This window comes from Candidatus Acidulodesulfobacterium sp. H_13 (assembly GCF_048541835.1).
Lineage (GTDB): Bacteria > SZUA-79 > SZUA-79 > Acidulodesulfobacterales > Acidulodesulfobacteraceae > QIJE01.
This window is the reverse complement of record NZ_JBLEOY010000001.1, coordinates 216,480-233,402: the sequence shown is the minus strand read 5'-3', so window position 1 is coordinate 233,402 and position 16,923 is coordinate 216,480. Positions and strand designations below refer to the sequence as shown.

General features: G+C 32.3%; 18 protein-coding genes, 1 tRNA gene and 1 pseudogene. 19 read left to right on the top strand and 1 reads right to left on the bottom strand.

What is annotated here, in order from left to right; genetic code table 11:
• The first annotated feature begins 39 nt into the window (after nucleotides 1-39).
• From ACMCNP_RS01195 to ACMCNP_RS01115, 17 genes and pseudogenes are all read left to right on the top strand, one after another.
• Nucleotides 40-116 (top strand) — tRNA-Met (locus tag ACMCNP_RS01195).
• A 124-nt stretch (nucleotides 117-240) separates the two neighbouring features.
• Nucleotides 241-648 (top strand): oxygen-binding di-iron domain-containing protein, encoded by a 408-nt coding sequence (locus tag ACMCNP_RS01190; RefSeq protein WP_419312704.1) that lies wholly within the window; start codon nucleotides 241-243, stop codon nucleotides 646-648.
• Nucleotides 649-727: 79 nt separating this feature from the next.
• Complete coding sequence (locus ACMCNP_RS01185) at nucleotides 728-928, top strand: hypothetical protein (RefSeq protein WP_419312702.1); 201 nt, start codon at nucleotides 728-730, stop codon at nucleotides 926-928.
• Nucleotides 929-1,156 (top strand): hypothetical protein, encoded by a 228-nt coding sequence (locus ACMCNP_RS01180; protein WP_419314396.1) that lies wholly within the window; start codon nucleotides 929-931, stop codon nucleotides 1,154-1,156.
• Nucleotides 1,101-1,412, top strand: a pseudogene (gene scpB, locus ACMCNP_RS01175) (SMC-Scp complex subunit ScpB). Before ACMCNP_RS01180 ends, scpB begins: the two are co-directional and overlap by 56 nt.
• Nucleotides 1,413-1,546: 134 nt before the next feature.
• Nucleotides 1,547-2,425 (top strand): decaprenyl-phosphate phosphoribosyltransferase, encoded by an 879-nt coding sequence (locus ACMCNP_RS01170; RefSeq protein ID WP_419312699.1) that lies wholly within the window; start codon nucleotides 1,547-1,549, stop codon nucleotides 2,423-2,425.
• Entirely contained in the window at nucleotides 2,418-3,359 is a 942-nt protein-coding gene (locus ACMCNP_RS01165) for an NAD-dependent epimerase/dehydratase family protein (RefSeq protein WP_419312696.1), read from the top strand. The genes ACMCNP_RS01170 and ACMCNP_RS01165 overlap by 8 nt, the downstream gene beginning before the upstream one ends.
• The gene (locus ACMCNP_RS01160; protein ID WP_419312693.1) at nucleotides 3,359-4,654 is read left to right on the top strand and encodes an NAD(P)/FAD-dependent oxidoreductase; all 1,296 of its coding nucleotides are present in this window, start codon (nucleotides 3,359-3,361) and stop codon (nucleotides 4,652-4,654) included. Before ACMCNP_RS01165 ends, ACMCNP_RS01160 begins: the two co-directional genes overlap by 1 nt.
• A gap of 208 nt (nucleotides 4,655-4,862) precedes the next feature.
• Entirely contained in the window at nucleotides 4,863-6,461 is a 1,599-nt protein-coding gene (locus tag ACMCNP_RS01155) for a hypothetical protein (protein ID WP_419312690.1), read from the top strand.
• Between the two features lie 194 nt (nucleotides 6,462-6,655).
• A complete protein-coding gene (locus ACMCNP_RS01150) occupies nucleotides 6,656-7,192 on the top strand; it encodes a hypothetical protein (RefSeq protein ID WP_419312687.1) in 537 nt (178 codons plus the stop codon).
• Complete coding sequence (locus tag ACMCNP_RS01145; RefSeq protein WP_419312684.1) at nucleotides 7,189-8,481, top strand: FAD-binding protein; 1,293 nt, start codon at nucleotides 7,189-7,191, stop codon at nucleotides 8,479-8,481. Before ACMCNP_RS01150 ends, ACMCNP_RS01145 begins: the two co-directional genes overlap by 4 nt.
• A gap of 2 nt (nucleotides 8,482-8,483) precedes the next feature.
• A complete protein-coding gene (locus ACMCNP_RS01140; protein WP_419312681.1) occupies nucleotides 8,484-9,215 on the top strand; it encodes an SDR family oxidoreductase in 732 nt (243 codons plus the stop codon).
• 3 nt (nucleotides 9,216-9,218) lie between these two features.
• The gene (locus tag ACMCNP_RS01135; protein ID WP_419312678.1) at nucleotides 9,219-9,806 is read left to right on the top strand and encodes an HAD-IB family hydrolase; all 588 of its coding nucleotides are present in this window, start codon (nucleotides 9,219-9,221) and stop codon (nucleotides 9,804-9,806) included.
• A gap of 339 nt (nucleotides 9,807-10,145) precedes the next feature.
• Nucleotides 10,146-11,801, top strand: coding sequence for a DUF4209 domain-containing protein (locus ACMCNP_RS01130; protein WP_419312675.1), 1,656 nt, complete (start codon nucleotides 10,146-10,148; stop codon nucleotides 11,799-11,801).
• A 29-nt stretch (nucleotides 11,802-11,830) separates the two neighbouring features.
• Nucleotides 11,831-12,844 (top strand): DNA-binding protein, encoded by a 1,014-nt coding sequence (locus ACMCNP_RS01125; protein WP_419314334.1) that lies wholly within the window; start codon nucleotides 11,831-11,833, stop codon nucleotides 12,842-12,844.
• Nucleotides 12,844-13,281: a type II toxin-antitoxin system death-on-curing family toxin gene (locus ACMCNP_RS01120; RefSeq protein ID WP_419314331.1), complete on the top strand. Its 438-nt coding sequence runs from the start codon at nucleotides 12,844-12,846 to the stop codon at nucleotides 13,279-13,281. The genes ACMCNP_RS01125 and ACMCNP_RS01120 overlap by 1 nt, the downstream gene beginning before the upstream one ends.
• A 621-nt stretch (nucleotides 13,282-13,902) precedes the next feature.
• Nucleotides 13,903-14,586, top strand: a complete 684-nt coding sequence (locus ACMCNP_RS01115; RefSeq protein WP_419312672.1) for a 3-dehydroquinate synthase family protein — start codon at nucleotides 13,903-13,905, stop codon at nucleotides 14,584-14,586.
• A 74-nt stretch (nucleotides 14,587-14,660) separates the two neighbouring features.
• Here ACMCNP_RS01115 and ACMCNP_RS01110 read toward each other — a convergent pair whose 3' ends face one another.
• Nucleotides 14,661-15,014: a type II secretion system protein GspG gene (locus ACMCNP_RS01110; protein ID WP_419312669.1), complete on the bottom strand. Its 354-nt coding sequence runs from the start codon at nucleotides 15,012-15,014 to the stop codon at nucleotides 14,661-14,663.
• Nucleotides 15,015-15,124: 110 nt separating this feature from the next.
• Here ACMCNP_RS01110 and ACMCNP_RS01105 point away from each other — a divergent pair, with 110 nt between their 5' ends.
• Complete coding sequence (locus ACMCNP_RS01105; protein ID WP_419312666.1) at nucleotides 15,125-15,880, top strand: GGDEF domain-containing protein; 756 nt, start codon at nucleotides 15,125-15,127, stop codon at nucleotides 15,878-15,880.
• 83 nt (nucleotides 15,881-15,963) lie between these two features.
• Nucleotides 15,964-16,896, top strand: coding sequence for a chemotaxis protein CheV (locus ACMCNP_RS01100; protein WP_419312663.1), 933 nt, complete (start codon nucleotides 15,964-15,966; stop codon nucleotides 16,894-16,896).
• The last annotated feature ends 27 nt before the right edge of the window (nucleotides 16,897-16,923 follow it).

Here is a 16,923-nt window from a genome sequence, read left to right as displayed (position 1 = left end):
TTTTATCTATTACAATAATATGTTATATATTATATAGTCGGCGGTGTAGCTCAGTCGGTTAGAGCATACGGCTCATATCCGTAGTGTCCGGGGTTCGATTCCCTGCACCGCCACCATTCCTATCAGGACTGATGTGGTTTCGACATTAGCGTTATGGCTTTCTATTACGGATACCAAGATCTTGATTGATAGGATTTGGAGTACGTTTATATCCCATTATAGGGGGCAAGGCCGGAAAATATGATAATGATTGAGGATGCAGGCATGAAATTCAATATGACGGATGATTATGCCTTTGACATAATCCCTGCGCATTATTTGCATTCCCCGGGACAGTTAAACCTATACGATCCTGTTTCTAAGATACTTTTTTCCGGCGATATCGGAGCCGCACTTGTTCCAAGAGAAGACCCGAAAGGCAAAAGAAGCCGGATGTATTCGTCAGGGATTTTGACGCACACACTAAGTATATGGAGTATTTCCGCAAGAGATGGATGCCTTCGAACGAGCCCAAGGTTTGGATTGATCTCCAAGCTTGATGTTGAGGTTATAATGCCGCAACATGGTCTTATTTTTAAGGGTAAGGATATGGTTAATAAGTTTTTGAACTGGTTTGATGCGTTAAATGTCGGGCTTTATTATAGATAATTGTTAAATAATCGTTGCAGATTTTGGTTACGGTAGGTGCTCTGCGCGGTTTTCTTGTGTTTCTCGCATCCTTTTTATCATGGTTTTATTAAACTCGTTATGTAATTATTTTGAAGATATCAATGCTCTTGCTCCAGCGGTAGAGGCCGTTATATTTGTATCGGATGAGCCGATTTCAATGGATAGGATCTGCGAAATTTTTAGCGTGACCGTTAAAAAAAGGAACAGAAAAAAAGATAAAGAATACGGCAATGTAGCACACAAGATGAATCCTGTCTAATTGAATAGTTATAAACAAAAGAAGATAATGATATTAAAGGCTACGGAGTTTATAAAGAGTAGATTTAACGGGGACATAGGTTACGGGATATATTTATCGGTTAATAATGACAATTATAGTTTCAAGACAAAACCTGAGTGTTATGGGGTAATTTCTGAATTTTTAAAGGTAAATGCCCCAAATATTTACGAAACCGCAGTTGGAAACGTTATCTATAATGGCGTATAAACAACCTGTTATCAAGAGTAAAATAGATATGATAAGAGGAGTAGATTCTTGAGGTATAAAAAAATTTTTGATAGAAAAGAATCTTGTTAGGGTAACTGGCAGAAAGGATATCATCGAAAGGCCGTTAATTTATAAGACAACCAACCATTTTTTGGAGGTTTTTAATCTTAAAGGGTTGGGCGATCTACCATCCGTTAAAGAAGTCGAAGATATCATAAAAACAGAAGAAAGGGTAACAGAGCCGGCGGATAAATAGTTTTTCGTGCCATTTAGTCGGCACCTCTATTTTTTTTACAAATTATTAAAATTTTGGTATACTATAAAAATATTTTCATGAACGGTGATTTCTACTTGTAGTATGAATTTGACATCATACGCAGGAGGTTTTAATTGAAGATAAAAAATATAATTATACTTTTGAGGCCGCATCAATATATAAAAAATATTTTTGTGTTTGCGCCGTTGCTGTTTTCTTTTAATTTCCAATATCAAAATTTCCTTGATGTCTCTATCGCATTTATTTTATTCTCCATGATCGCAAGTAGTATATATATTTTTAATGATCTTGCAGACATAGAATTGGACAAAGAACACCCAAAAAAAAGATATAGACCGCTTGCCAGTGGCAATATAAGCAAAGCATTGGCCAAATACTTGATTGTAATTTTATCTGCCGTTTCCTTAATAATTGCATTTTTGATAAATATAAACTTATTCACTGTGCTAATATCCTATTTTATACTGAATATTGCATATTCATTAAAGCTAAAACATGTGGCGCTTGTGGATATATTTATTATTGCCACTGGATTTGTCTTGAGACTTTTTGCAGGTGCAAGTGTGATTAGCAATACTTTATCTATGTGGATTATAATTATGACATTTTTATTGGCACTATTTTTAGCAATTGCAAAACGAAGAGATGATGTTATTTTTGCATTGAAAGGAAAAGAGACAAGAAAAAATATTAGTGGGTACAATTTAGAGTTTGTCAATGCTGTTATGGTACTGATGTCAGCCGTAATTATAGTCTCTTATATATTGTATACCGTTTCTAGTAGTGTTCTTAATAAGTTGCACACTCATTATCTTTATTTCACAACTTTTTTTGTCATACTTGGGATTATGAGATATATGCAAATAACCTTTGTATATGAGAATAGCGGTAGTCCGACTAAATTGGTTTTAAAAGATAAATTCTTGCAAATTACGATATTAATGTGGTTTGTTAGCTTTTTAATTATAGTGAGAGGAGTTAATTTTGGATAAGAATAGTAAGATAATAATACCCGGCGCAGCCGGTTTGGTTGGTCAGAACTTAATAATTCAATTAAAATCAAGAGGATATTCAAACTTGGTTGCAATTGATAAACATACCGAAAATTTGATGGTTCTTCGAGAGTTACATCCTGATATTACAGCCATTGAAGCAGATTTAGCAGAATATGGTGAATGGGAAAAGTCTTTTGAAAGCGCGAATGTTGTTTTGATGCTCCAAGCACAAATTGGTGCACCTACTATTGAGCCGTTTATAAGAAATAACATAACATCAACAAAGAATATTTTAGAGGTTATGAAAAAATATGATATATCTTATTTAGTTCATATAAGTTCCTCAGTTATCAATTCAAAAGCTGATGATTTTTATACAAATACAAAAAAAGAGCAGGAGAAATTGGTAATTGAGTCAAAAATTCCTCAATGTATTTTAAGGCCTACCCTTATGTATGGATGGTTTGACAGAAAACATTTAGGGTGGCTAAGTAGATTTATGGAAAAAGTTCCATTCTTTCCTATCCCCGGTCACGGTAGATATATGAGGCAGCCACTTTATGAAAAAGACTTTTGTAATATTATAATTAGTGCTATGGAGAAACAACCTCAAAATGAGACATATAATATAACAGGTTGTGACGAAGTAGATTACATAGACATTATAAGAACTATCAAAAAAGTAAAAGGCTTAAGGACGCCTATTATAACAATACCCTATAGTCTATTTTATTTTTTAGTGTGGGGTTACGCGCTCTTTAGCAAAAATCCGCCATTTACAATACAGCAACTTGAGGCATTAGTCACTGATGACCATTTTGAGCTGATACCTTGGTGGGATATTTTTGAGGTAGAATCGACCTCGTTTGAAAAAGCAATAAATGAGACCTTTAATAGCCCTGTTTACAGTAAGTATATATTGGAGTTTTGATGGATCATAAAAATATTGCGGTAATCGGCGCTGGACCGATGGGATTAGCAGTGGCATATCAACTAGTGAAAGAAGGTTATGAGCCTATTGTTTTTGAAGCAGATGATAGGATAGGTGGGATGAGTGCTACTTTTGATTTTGGTGGCATAAATATAGAGCGATATTATCATTTTCATTGCACAAGTGATGATGCTTTTTTTGAAGTTTTGGATGAATTAAATCTAACAAATAAATTAAATTGGGTCAGTACAAAAATGGGATATTGGTTTGATGGCAAATTACAACCTTGGGGAAATCCCATAGCTCTTTTAAAATTTAAAGGACTTAGTTTTATTGCAAAATTCAGGTACGGACTTCACGCATTTTTATCTACAAAAAGGAATAATTGGAGGCCTCTCGAAAAATATGATGCAGCCACTTGGATAAAAAAATGGGTAGGCAATGAGGCATTTAAAAAACTCTGGTCAAGACTTTTTGCTTTAAAGTTTTATGAATACTCAAATAATCTATCTGCACCTTGGATATGGAGCAGAATAAGAAGGATTGGCAGATCAAGACATAGTGTATTTAAAGAGAAACTTGGTTATTTAAGTGGTGGTTCTAAAACGTTACTAAATGAAATGAAAAACTATATTGAATTAAATGGCGGTGAATTTCGTCTTAGTTCTCCTGTTGATAAAATAGTTATGGATAACAAAAAAGTTAGGGGCGTAGAAGTTAAAAATGAATTTATAGAATTTGATAGAGTAATATGTTCCGTACCTTTGCCAATAGTGGCCAAAATAGCCCCTAACTTACCAAGTAATGTAATGAATCAATACTTATCCAAGATAAATATTGGTTGTATTTGCGTCATAGCCAAATTAAGCAAACCTCTTACGGAGAATTTTTGGCTAAATACAAATGACGATGAAATGGATATTCCTGGAATTATAGAATACGGCAATCTTAATCCGGAAGTTGGAAATATTGTCTATGTTCCGTACTATATGCCTCAAACTAATGAGAAATTTAAAGATTCTGACGAAGTCTTTAAAGTAAAGGTATCTAAATGCTTCCAAAAAATCAATGCATCGTTAAAAGAGGATGATATCGAAGATATGAGAGTGCATAGGTACTACTTTTCTCAACCTATTTGTGAACCAAACTTTTTAGATAATCTTCCAAGTGCAAAAATACCTGTTAATGGGCTTTGGATAGCTGATACGTCATATTATTATCCGGAGGATAGAGGAATAAGCGAGTCAATTGGTTATGGGAGAAATCTTGCAAAAATAGCAATAAATGGTAGATAATTTTAAATCTAAGCAATTTATATCTTTTTCATTTATAGACGGATTTGTTACATTAGTAAACCCTTTGAAGTATATTTTTTTATAGTCGATATATGTCATTTGGCAATGTGGTTATTTTGGCATAAATAGGTATGATAACTAAAATTTGTTTTGTCCGAATTATTCATATTTGATAAAGGTATCTACCTAACTCAAAAAGAGTTAAAAAATGGTTAAATTAAAATTAAATAGCTCTTATGTATTTTTGTTCGGAATCATAATTACGGTATTATTCTTTAGACTTGGAAATATTAATTTCTTTGATGGTAGATATTTATGGGCTGAAGATGGCAATATATTTATTAACCAAGCATTATCAATCGGAATTGTCTCAATTTTAACCCCGTATGCGGGTTATCTTCATCTTTATCCGCGACTTATAACACTCTTCGCAGTAAATTTAAATTTAGTATATCTTCCAATTTTATTATTTTTAGGCTGGATAACTGGTGTTATCTTTTCAATGTATATTATTTTTAAGTGGTTAATAGCCCAAAAAATTAATACTTTTATCGCTTTTTTTATCATCTCTTTAATTTTATTGCAACCTAGCAAAGGTGAAGTCTTTTTTACGATTACTAATATTCAATGGTTTTTGGCTATTGGCTTAATCATAATTATTATAGATCAAAGCTATAAAATGAATATACGGAATACTCTTATCTTGATAGTGTTAGGGTTAACCGGTCCTTTTTCAGCTTTATTTTTACCTGTTTTATTTCTTAATTCATTAATAAAAAAAGATTTGAGAGATAATCACTTAAAATACATATTAATAGTTTTAACATCTTTAGTGCAAATTTATTTCATGTATGAATCTAAAAGAATTAGTGGCAAAATCGATACGAATATTTTTGACTGGTTAAAAAGTTTTTATATTTTTTTTACATCAGGAGGAAAAGGATTGATTGCAATTCTCTCAATATTAATTTCGTCAGTGGTTTTCATGTACATCGTCAAATCATTATATAACTTATACAAAAATAATTTAGATAACAATCAAATCACGGGTTTACTTTTAATTTTTACATCGGGAATAGTTTATTTTGCGGGACTTTGGCAAAGTAAGTTTCCATTAACTTTAAGCCCAATGGGGGGCGGTAATAGATATTTTTTTGTACCATATGCATTACTTGTGATTGTATTACCATTCCTGATAAAGAATAAAAAAATATTATTCATATTATTTGTATTTATCATCATAATTGATGTAGGGCAATTTACTAAAGTGGATAGACGTTCATTAAATTTTGAGAGTTATATTTGGATGTCTAAGTATGTACCTAAACTTATCATACCTATCAATCCTCAATGGAGCACATATCCTGGTTGGTACATACATGTTAATAATTTAAATAGGACGGATGCACAACAAGCAGTACTAAAAATAAAACTCAATTTAAATATCGTACGAATACTAAACGCTTCTAAGAATAATAATAAATTTATATCTGCGAATAATGATACACAGATAATATTTGATTTGCCAAAAGAATGTAGATCAAGCAAAAATATTGGAATTGAGATTGGGTTAGATAGAGAACAAAAAGGTTGGAGTGAAATATTTTTTAGAAAGCAAAAAAATCACTTTTCTATAAACAATAGTTTGAGAAGATTTTATCCTGCAGGCAATGTAACGATGCAATATGCATTTGAGAATAAAGATACATATCAGGTTAGAATTGACCCAGCGGGAAAACAAGAAACAATAAAAATGAAAAGTATTCTATTATATTGTGAGATAAAAAAAGGCCGTAATATCCTTTAAGGAGGAGATTTGAAAGAAAGTAACTTTTTGAAGTACTATTTATCCTAAATGAATCAAAATACTATAGGGTAAGAGGTTGGCTATATAATAAAGAAAAACAAACAATACCAAAAGATGCTTTTATTATAAATAAACAAGGGAAAGTTTTAGGATATATAATTACCGGTTTTAAACGTGATGATGTTGCTAAAAAAATGGGTCCAAAAGCAAAATATAGTGGCTTTTATGGATATATAGTGAGAAATGCTAATAAACAAAACATTTATATAGTTAATAAAACTTTTAGCAAAAAATTAAAAGTAACTATTCCAAGCGCTCCGCCTTATTGGATTAAGAACAAAACAAATTTATCTAATAAGTTGCTCTTATCAACTAAAGATATACTTAATTCAAATTATGTAGAAAATAAAACTTTTGATAACAAGAAGATAAAAGGTGTCAAAATTTTTGGAAGTTTCATTAATGGGGATAAAAGCAAAGCTCACATCAAACTAAAGATATCAAATAATTCAAGATTATTATATAAAACAGGACCAAGGACTAAAGGTCAGCAAATAAAAATATATAGTAATGGAAAAGAAATATTTAACGGTAATTTAGTTAGTCAGACAAATTGGGGTGTAATTGTCTTTGATATCAGCCAAAAATATACTAATTTAACTATTGAAATGATAGATAATAGTTCCAAATGGGGAGAATGGAGTTCAGTTGGCCTCGAGGAGAAAAAATGAGTCTAAATAGTTGGGGCATGTATCCAAAAAGACAAAACACAAGTTTTATCTTAAATGATAAAAATGGTTTAAAAGAACAGATAGCAAAAGATAAAGAGTTTATCTCATTTGGAAATGGACGAAGCTATGGAGATAGCGCTTTAAATGATAATATAATCTACTGTAAACCGTATAACTATTTTTTAGGCTTTGATGAAGAAAATGGAATATTGCATTGTCAAAGCGGGGTGCTTCTTAGTGAGATCATAGAAATTTTTGCCCCTAAAGGTTGGTTTTTAAAAGTTACCCCCGGAACTAAGCTTATTACAGTTGGTGGGGCGATTGCTAGTGATATTCACGGTAAAAATCACCACGTAGAGGGTTGTTTTAGTAGTTGTGTCCAAGAGTTTAGCCTGATGTTACCAAATGGAGAGATTAAAACCTGCACGAAAGATGATGAGCTATTTCTTGCTACTTGCGGAGGCATGGGGCTAACCGGAGTAATACTTTACGCAAAAATTGGTTTAAAAAAAATTAATTCAAAATATATAGAACAAACTACAATAAAAACAAAAAATCTAGCGGAAACATTTGAAGTTTTTGAAAAATATAGCGATCAACCATATTCAGTAGCTTGGATAGATTGTCTTGCAAGTGGTGATGATATAGGGAAGTGCTTACTGATGATTGGTAATTTTGCCCATGATGGTAAGCTTGATTTTAAAGAGAAAAAGAAATTGAATATCCCTTTTAATTTTCCATCATTTGCTTTAAACAATCTTAGCGTAAGGGCTTTTAATTGGTTATACTACAAAAAAGCACCAAATGGCGTAAGTAAACAAAAGATTGATATTGATACATTTTTTTATCCGCTTGATGCTATAAATAATTGGAATAGAATATACGGAAAAGATGGATTTACGCAGTATCAATTTGTCTTACCGAAAGATGTTAGCTATGATGGATTAAAGGAGATTTTAACTAAGATATCCAATAGCGGCAAAGGCTCATTCTTGGCAGTCCTAAAACTTTGCGGAAAAGCTAATGAAAACTATCTTTCATTTCCAATGGAGGGTTATAGTTTGGCACTTGATTTCAAAATAAAGCCCGGACTTTTTGAGTTTTTGAATGTACTTGATGATATAGTATTAAAATATGGCGGACGAATCTATCTGGCAAAAGACACAAGAGTATCAAAAGAGACTTTTGAAAAAGGGTATCCGCAAATTAATAAATTCAGGCAAATAAGGAAAAAATACGATATGTACAAAAAATTCAATTCACTTCAAAGTAAAAGAGTGGGGATATAGTCATGAGTTATGTTTTAATAATTGGAGCAAAAAGTGATATAGCAAAAGAGGTTGCTAGAGTTTATGCAAAAAATGCTTACGATCTGTATCTTGCAGCCAGAAATGCGGAGACACTTAATGAGTTAGCTCAAGATATAAAATTAAGATATGGTAAAGACGTACAACTAAGAGAATTAGACTTAGTAGCATTTGATACACACCGAGATTTTTATGACAGCTTAGAACCAAAACCTTCAGGAATTATTATAATTGCCGGATATATGGGCCGGCAAGAGAAGTGCCAAAATGATTGGAGTGAAACTTTAAACACTATCAACGTAAATTATACAGGAATAGCGAGTCTTTTAAATATCGTAGCAAATGATTATGAAAAAAATGGAAGTGGTTTTATTGTCGGTGTCAGCTCGGTTGCGGGGGATAGAGGACGAAAGGCAAACTATATCTACGGAAGTAGCAAGGCTGCATTTAGCGCATATTTAAGTGGACTCAGAAATAGATTGTTTAAAAGTGGAGTTAGAGTTTTGACAGTTAAACCGGGATTTGTATACACAAAGATGACACAGGGGCTCGACTTACCGGCAAAACTAACTGCTAAACCCGAAGATGTGGCAAATGATATATTTAATGCTCAGCAAAAGGGTGTTGATGTTTTATATACAAAAGCGATATGGCGGTTTGTGATGCTTATCATCAAACATATTCCAGAATTTATATTTAAGAAAATGAGTATATAATATATGAAAATTGCTTTTTTTGATTTCGATGGAACGATAACGACAGGTGATAGTTTATTAAGGTTTATCCGATTTGTTGTTGCGGATAGAAGGTTTTTAACAGGATTAGTAGCTTTGTCTCCTGTGCTTATTTTGTATAAACTCAAACTTATTCCAAATTATAAAGCAAAACAAAAAATGCTTTCTTGGTTTTTTAAAGATATTGCAAAAGATATATTCTTGAAAGCATCAATGGAGTACTCATTAAAGCATATAGACAGCATTGTAAGACCAAAAGCAATAGATAAAATAAAATGGCATAAAGATCAGGGTCATAAAGTTGTAATTGTCTCTGCTTCCATGGAGTGTTTGTTGAAGCCGTGGTGTGAACGTAATAGTATAGAATTGCTTGCAACAAAATTGAAGATTACAGATATGGTAACAGGTGACTTATTGACAAAAAATTGTTATGGTGTTGAAAAGGTAAATCGTATTAAAGAAGAATATAGCTTAAATGAGTATGAGTATATTTATGCCTATGGTGACAGTATTGGTGACAAACATATGTTGGAATTGGCAAATGAAAGATATTATAAACCTTTTAGAGGCTGATGAATCAGAAATAATCTTTAAAAGTCTGGAAATAATAAAACCAACCAAGAATCTAATGAGCCAATTTAATGATACAATCAGGTATGATTTGAAAAAATAGAGGCTCTTGAGAATATGGGAGATATGCTTTTTATAATTGGGGAAGTGAGGGTTAAGGTTTGACAGGGTCAATATATAACGATGGGATTCAAATTACTGCTGAAGATTTTAAAGCATCCAATTGCATAGAAATTATCAATGGATCGAGTCGAGATAGTTATTTAGACTATTTTAATATCCTTTCAGGACGTGCAAAAAAAAAGAAATTGAAGCGGACAATAAACGGGCAAGTAAAGTATTATGGCTTTATCCTGTGTTTTCTCGATGATGCTAAAGCCGGAAAATCTAAATGAACCATTTATTCCGAGGTTCACAATTAATAGAGAAAGGACAACACTTCCGGAAGATTTTTCAGAAGAAAATATCATCTTTTTTGAAAGCATAGTTGAAATATGCGAAAATATTAAACTCAAAGCCAGAATAGCTGATATATTGTGGTTATTAAGAGAAAAAGATAGGTTTAATTATTTAAAAATAGCCTTAAGTGCATATGGCAAATTCTGTTTAGCCCATGATGAAATATCGCTTGATTCAGCAGGAGGATTTGAAAGAGCTATTCGATTATCTCTTGCTACAAAACAACCACTTGAAGATTTACGCGCAATATTGCTAAATAATTTTGATGTAGCTAAGGTTGAAAATAAGTATCATTGCATTCGGCTAAATTATTTATTATCAATTTCGAAGATAGATAAAGGTGAATATGCGAATATCATTAAGAAGTTAGATAATTTTGCTAAAGAATTTTTATCAAAAGATGACTGGTACGTTGCAAGAGAATATTTTCAAGCTATTCACGAATGGTACAAAAAGTCTGATGACAAAGAAAATGCAAACAAGACTACGATTGAAATCGCAGAAACTTTTGCTAATAAAGCACAAGGCGGAAAAGATAGCCAAATAGCTACTGGAAGTCTTTATGAAAATGCGCTACAAGAATATAGATCTATTTCTGCGTACCACAAAGACAAATTACAAATAGATAAAAGAATTAACGAACTTTATCAAAAGATGTCATATGTAAATAAACTATCACTTGGAGACATGTATCTTGTTCAAACGGAAGGCGTGGATGGATCTGAAGATGCCAATAAAAGTATTAAGGCTATAAAAGGCAAAGAACTCGACAAGGCAATAGTAATTTTATCAAAGATCTCGCCAGATCTAATCCTTGCTAAAATAGAAGAGAAAGCTGAAGGTATTTTAAAATTTCATCCGTTCACTAGTATGCTTAGCACTTCTTATTTATCATCGGATGGTAGAGTTGTATATAAGAGGTGCGCTTTAGATGTCAGTGGTGGAGAATCTGATGTATATATGCAGGCACTGGAGGCTCAAACCATCCAGCAGTACAGTATTCATGTTTCGTTTGCAACCCAGGTTAATATTATCCCCGCTTGCCAGCAATTAATTGCTGAACATAGGATAAGCAAGCAATATATGATTGCTCTTTGCTCGAACTCTTTCTTGGTACCTATAGATAGAATAAGCGCGTGGTCTGAAGGTTTATATTTTGGTTTTGAACAAAATTTTCTTGTATCAACTCACATACTGATACCTCAGGTAGAAAATATTATTAGAATTCTTTTAAAACAAATACAGGTCAAAACAACGATTCTTGATTCCAACGGCATTGAAACGGAAAAAGGTTTGGGTATGTTATTAAAGGAAGAAAGGTTGCTTGATGTGTTGGGAGATAATCTAATATTTGAATTCAACATCCTTTTATCAAATCAAATTGGGTATAATATAAGAAATAACATTGCTCACGGATTAAGAGCCGATAATTTTAGGTCAGTTGAAACTATATATTTTTGGTGGCTTTGTTTAAAACTGATTGTAAAGACTAATGTGCTAATTAGTAATGAAGCAGTGCCCGGAGATATTGGCGGATAGAATGGCATAAATTTGAATAAAGGGTATATATTATGAAAGATTTAACATCATCAGATATCACAAGGCAAAATATTTTAAATAATGACTATGCCTTAGATAGAATAGAATTTTATCTTGCCCTTGGTGGTACGCACTGGGAAGGTAAAAGGGTTTTTACAAAAACACAAGTTGCAAATCTTTTACAAATAGACGAGAGAACGGTAGACAGGTATCTAGAAAGCAATAAAGAAGAGATTTCTAAGAATGGATACGCTATTTTAAAAGGCGAAGAGCTAAAAAAGTTTAAAGAGTATGTCGGCGGCATTGATGCCGCCGACATATCTAAGGCTCCATCATTAGGAGTATTTTCTTTTAGGGCGGTATTGAATATTGCTATGATTGTTACCGAAAGTCAAAGAGCAAAAGACATAAGAGGTAAAATACTAGATATTGTCATGGATGTTGTGGCTCAAAGATCAGGTGGACATACAAAATATATAAATCAAAGAGATGAAGGTTACTTGCCATCAGTTTATGAAGAATATAGCTATATGGAAGAGTTTGTCAGTGCATTAGATGAGTATTTACAAGCGGATAACTGGAAATACGGAAAGTACACAAATGCAATATATAAAGCTATATTTTTAGAAAATATGGCGGAGTATAAAAAAATATTGAGCCTTCCAAAAAAAGACAAAGCAAGAGATACTATGTATGCTGAAGTTTTAAATGCTATAGCAAGTTTTGAACATGAGTTAGCAACAGAGATGAGCAATAGTTATAAAAAGTTAGGACGGAAGCTAAAACCACCCGAACTAGATAAAATCATGGAAGAAGCATTAAAAAATCCATTTTTAACGCCACATATAGAGGATGCAAGAGCAAAAATGGCAAGCCACGAAATGTGTTTTAGAGATGCATTGCATGAAAAATTAGAGCGCTATATTCAGTCTGTGCCTAAAAGTGATTTTGATAAGTTTTTAGGTGAAACAAGCAAATCTCTCGAAGAGCGATTATCGGATCCGGAAACATTAGCAGTTTTAAAAAGACTAAAAGATAGATGATGAAATTTGAACTATTTTATTTTAATATTGAGTATGCCGTGAAAATACACGATTGGATAATAGAAAATAGTGGCGGTTTGAACGGTCAAAGAGAGATAGTATTATTAGAAAGCGCATTGGAACATATACAAAATGATACGTATTATCCTACTTTTGAAAAAAAGTTGAGACACTTGGCTTATGCAGTCAATAAATTTCATCCATTTAATGATGGCAACAAACGTTCAAGTTTGGTTTTAGGGGCATACTTCTTAGAACTTAATGGATACGGATATTGTATCGATAAGTTTATTCAAGAGATGGAAAATATTGTTGTATGGCTATCAGAAGGTAAAATCGATGATGAGTTACTCTTAGAAATTATAATATCTATTATCAATGAAGATGAATTTAATGAGTTTATTAAATTAAGGATTATTGAAGTAGTGGGATTATAAATGACCAACATAAGAGAAAATAAAATATAACTGTTAAAAAACGAGGTATAGTTCTGAATTTTTTACTTGATTTTAAATGAACTGCTCAATAAGGTAAGAGCTGGAAATACATGGAAAAATTTGATTCTATCATCTTACTATGTCTCCACCTTATTGCCGTCATCCTTCTTAAAATAACCTTTTATATCTAAAATTAGCAATATCACATTTAAAAGCAGAAGGCTCAGTACATTGTCGATATATGCTATTGCTATCCATAGAATACAACTCAACATAGATACTGCAAATCCTACCTTATATTTATGAGAGGAAAAGAACCATACGGCTAACAATGTAGTTAGTAAGCCTGAATAATTTAAAACTTGAAATAATATTTGATGTAGCATAATATTCTATCCTTACAAGGTTTTTTATTGAAAAAGAGATGTTTCCGGATTGGATCTGCTTGATTATAAAGAAACGCCTTATTGTTTATAAAACAGGCTCATCTTTTTGTCAATACAATTTTTATATAGCTTTCATTTGTTTAATCATAAGGCTTTTCGGCAGTGCATTTGAGAAAAGGTTAATGGCTAAAATACAAATATGATATAATGTCAAATAAATTAGCAGTCAAACAGTTTGGAAAAGGACGTGATTTTGAAGATAAGGGTAGATTTAAGTGGTCAGATGAGTGACGCCAGTTACGATATATTGATAGGTTCACATATAACGTGCGGATGCGAAAGCATACCTGATGATAAAAATACGTTGGATGCCCACGCTGGTGACGGGATAGAGGAGGCCATTAAGACAATCAGCATTAACGGCTGGGTATGCACTGTGACTACGGAAATGGTGAGCGGTTTATACGGGAGCCTTTTAAATAACTCTCTAAAGCGTGTAAGCGTCGAATCTTTTATAATAGTACTGCCCGATGGCGAGGGCACTAAAAGCATGAAATACCTTTCTTACCTTTATGATAAACTCGTTGAAAATAGGTTTGAAAGGGGGCAGGCCATAATCGCCTTTGGCGGCGTTATTGGTGATTTTACCGGATTTGCTGCGGTTACCTATTTAAGAGAGGTGAATTTTATCCAGATTCCGACTACATTACTCTCTGACGTAGATTCTATCGTAGGCGGAAAGACAGGCATAGATCATCCCGGAGACAAAAATCTTATCAGAGCGTTTTACCGGCCCAAATGCGTAATTATTGATGTTGATTTGCTTGGCACCCTTGAATATCGAGAGTTGAAAAACGGTTTCGCCGAGGTTATTAAATATGGAGCGGCGATAGATAGAGAGTTCTTTGAGTACCTATAAAATAATTATAGAGCAATCCTTTCCCGCGATTTTGTATGTTTTCTTTAATTTATTGCAGGTAATGATGATATTATCTACCATTTCCCGCGTGTTAGGTTGTTGCTATTCAAAATTACCGCGCCGATTTTTCTTTTATAAACAAATCTTTTACCGAAAGGTGTAACGGGGTATCCTTTTTTGTTTACTTTAATATTTTTAACAAAGTTTTTTTTTACTAAGACGGAAAGATTGTCGGGAAATTTACCGTATTTTACCTTATAAATAACTATAGCTATATCTATTTTATTGATATCTTTTTTATAAGTTGACATTTCGGCATATTTTATTACTGTTAAATATCGATGTATAAAAATGACAGAGAGAACGAAAATAAAGATTAGTACGATAATATTTTCGAATGATGTTTCAGAATTTTTATTTAATTTCATAATGTTTGTTGAGAAATCAATTGAAAAAATGGATTGTAATAAATTTTTAAAAAGTATAGAATTTGTTATAAAATAGTCTTAACAATCGTCAAAATGTGCCTTTAAATTTTATGAACAAGAAAAAATATTACTATATAATTTTTTCAATAATAATTATTCAGCTTTCAATAGAATTTATTTTTTTGTTTATTAATTTTATAAATATATTCGACTTAACTTCAAGCATTATTTTTTATAACAATTTAATTATATTTATTTTTACTCTATTTATAGCTTTACTTTTTATAAGATTTAGAAAAGAGATATTTAATAGTGATCTCGAAAACATGGCATTAAAGGATAGCCTAACTGATCTTTATAATAGAAGATATTTTGACATTTTTTATGAAAATATATTTGCTCAAAGCTCGAGGTACAATATCCCTCTTTCCTTAATAATGTGTGATATAGATTATTTCAAAAAGATTAACGATACTTACGGACACGAAAAAGGAGATGCCGTTTTAAAAGAAGTTGCAGGTGTACTAAAGGATAACATAAGGAAGTCCGATATCGCTGTAAGATTCGGAGGGGAAGAATTTATTTTATGCCTACCGTCTACCCACATTGCCGATGCCATCGATGTTGCCAGAAAAATAAAACAGATGATTCTAAAAATTAAAATTAAAGATATAAAAAAGATTACAATTAGTATGGGAATTACATTTTATAGGAAGGAGTTTGAAAATAAACCCCGTGATTTATTTAAGCGTATGGATGATCTGCTTTATGAGGCTAAAAATAGAGGCAGAAACAGAATAATTTCAGAAGACTGCTTGGGCGGTATCATAGAGGTTGAAGAAAATCCGTGGGTTGACGACCAATAAATAATGAAAATATCATCAGTATACTGCTATTTTTTGATTGGCGTTTATCTAAAATTATAATTTTTCGATAAAGGGAGAAGATTATGCAGAACCAAGTGAACCCGGGACACGATATCTTGGAAGTCGGGCAAAACAGGATGGAACTGGTTGATTTTAGATTATTTAGGATAGATGAAGAAGGAGAAAAAAAAGAAGGTATTTACGGAATAAACGTTGCTAAGGTTATCGAAATAATTAAAATGCCTGAAGATATATCGGAAACTCCTAACACGTCGGAATTTGTTGACGGCATGTTCAATCTGAGAGGTTTTGTAGTTCCATTAGTTAATCTTCCAAAATGGATGGATATACTCGAACCAGAAGAATTGGATAGAAAGAATTTTAAAGTAATTATAACCGAATTCAATAAAATTAAAGTCGGCTTTGTTGTCCATGAGACTACTAAAATAAGGCGTGTTTCATGGAACGATATAAGCGCTCCGGAACTTTCGTCCGTAAGTTCCGTTGATTCCAAAGTGACAGGTATTATTAAGGTAGAAAACGATGAGCTTTTACTTTTGCTGGATTTTGAGTCTATTGTTGATGAGCTTGGATTCTATAATAAAGAAAATAAGGAAATAAGCGTAGAGGAGCGAGAATTCAACGGAGATAGGACCATACTTATTATTGATGATTCGTCTTCCGCAAGAAAAATAATCAATAATGCTCTAATCAAGGAGGGGTTTAAAACTATACTGTCAGAAAACGGTAAGGCGGCATTAGATATAGTATATGAAGGTAAATACGAATTAGATGTAATTATATGTGATGTGGAAATGCCCGTTATGGATGGTTATACCTTTACAAAAACATTAAAATCCAACGACAAATATAAAAATATTCCGGTAATAATGCATTCTTCTTTGAGTGGAGCCGAAAATTCGAGCAAAGGAATGAGTGCCGGCGCAGATTTCTACGTTATAAAATTTGATCCGGCAGAATTCGTGAATACAATTAAAAAAGCCTTTAAAAAATAAGCATATAAAGACAGAATCTACAAAATG

Excerpts from the sequence above, each read along its gene's own strand:
- ACMCNP_RS01190 (WP_419312704.1), top strand. The coding sequence starts at position 241 with ATGATAATGATTGAGGATGCAGGCATGAAATTCAATATGACGGATGAT.
- ACMCNP_RS01185 (WP_419312702.1), top strand. The coding sequence starts at position 728 with ATGGTTTTATTAAACTCGTTATGTAATTATTTTGAAGATATCAATGCT.
- ACMCNP_RS01160 (WP_419312693.1), top strand. The coding sequence starts at position 3,359 with ATGGATCATAAAAATATTGCGGTAATCGGCGCTGGACCGATGGGATTA.
- ACMCNP_RS01155 (WP_419312690.1), top strand. The coding sequence starts at position 4,863 with ATGGTTAAATTAAAATTAAATAGCTCTTATGTATTTTTGTTCGGAATC.
- ACMCNP_RS01150 (WP_419312687.1), top strand. The coding sequence starts at position 6,656 with ATGGGTCCAAAAGCAAAATATAGTGGCTTTTATGGATATATAGTGAGA.
- ACMCNP_RS01145 (WP_419312684.1), top strand. The coding sequence starts at position 7,189 with ATGAGTCTAAATAGTTGGGGCATGTATCCAAAAAGACAAAACACAAGT.
- ACMCNP_RS01140 (WP_419312681.1), top strand. The coding sequence starts at position 8,484 with ATGAGTTATGTTTTAATAATTGGAGCAAAAAGTGATATAGCAAAAGAG.
- ACMCNP_RS01135 (WP_419312678.1), top strand. The coding sequence starts at position 9,219 with ATGAAAATTGCTTTTTTTGATTTCGATGGAACGATAACGACAGGTGAT.
- ACMCNP_RS01130 (WP_419312675.1), top strand. The coding sequence starts at position 10,146 with ATGGCTTTATCCTGTGTTTTCTCGATGATGCTAAAGCCGGAAAATCTA.
- ACMCNP_RS01120 (WP_419314331.1), top strand. The coding sequence starts at position 12,844 with ATGAAATTTGAACTATTTTATTTTAATATTGAGTATGCCGTGAAAATA.
- ACMCNP_RS01110 (WP_419312669.1), bottom strand. The coding sequence starts at position 15,014 with ATGAAATTAAATAAAAATTCTGAAACATCATTCGAAAATATTATCGTA.
- ACMCNP_RS01105 (WP_419312666.1), top strand. The coding sequence starts at position 15,125 with ATGAACAAGAAAAAATATTACTATATAATTTTTTCAATAATAATTATT.
- ACMCNP_RS01100 (WP_419312663.1), top strand. The coding sequence starts at position 15,964 with ATGCAGAACCAAGTGAACCCGGGACACGATATCTTGGAAGTCGGGCAA.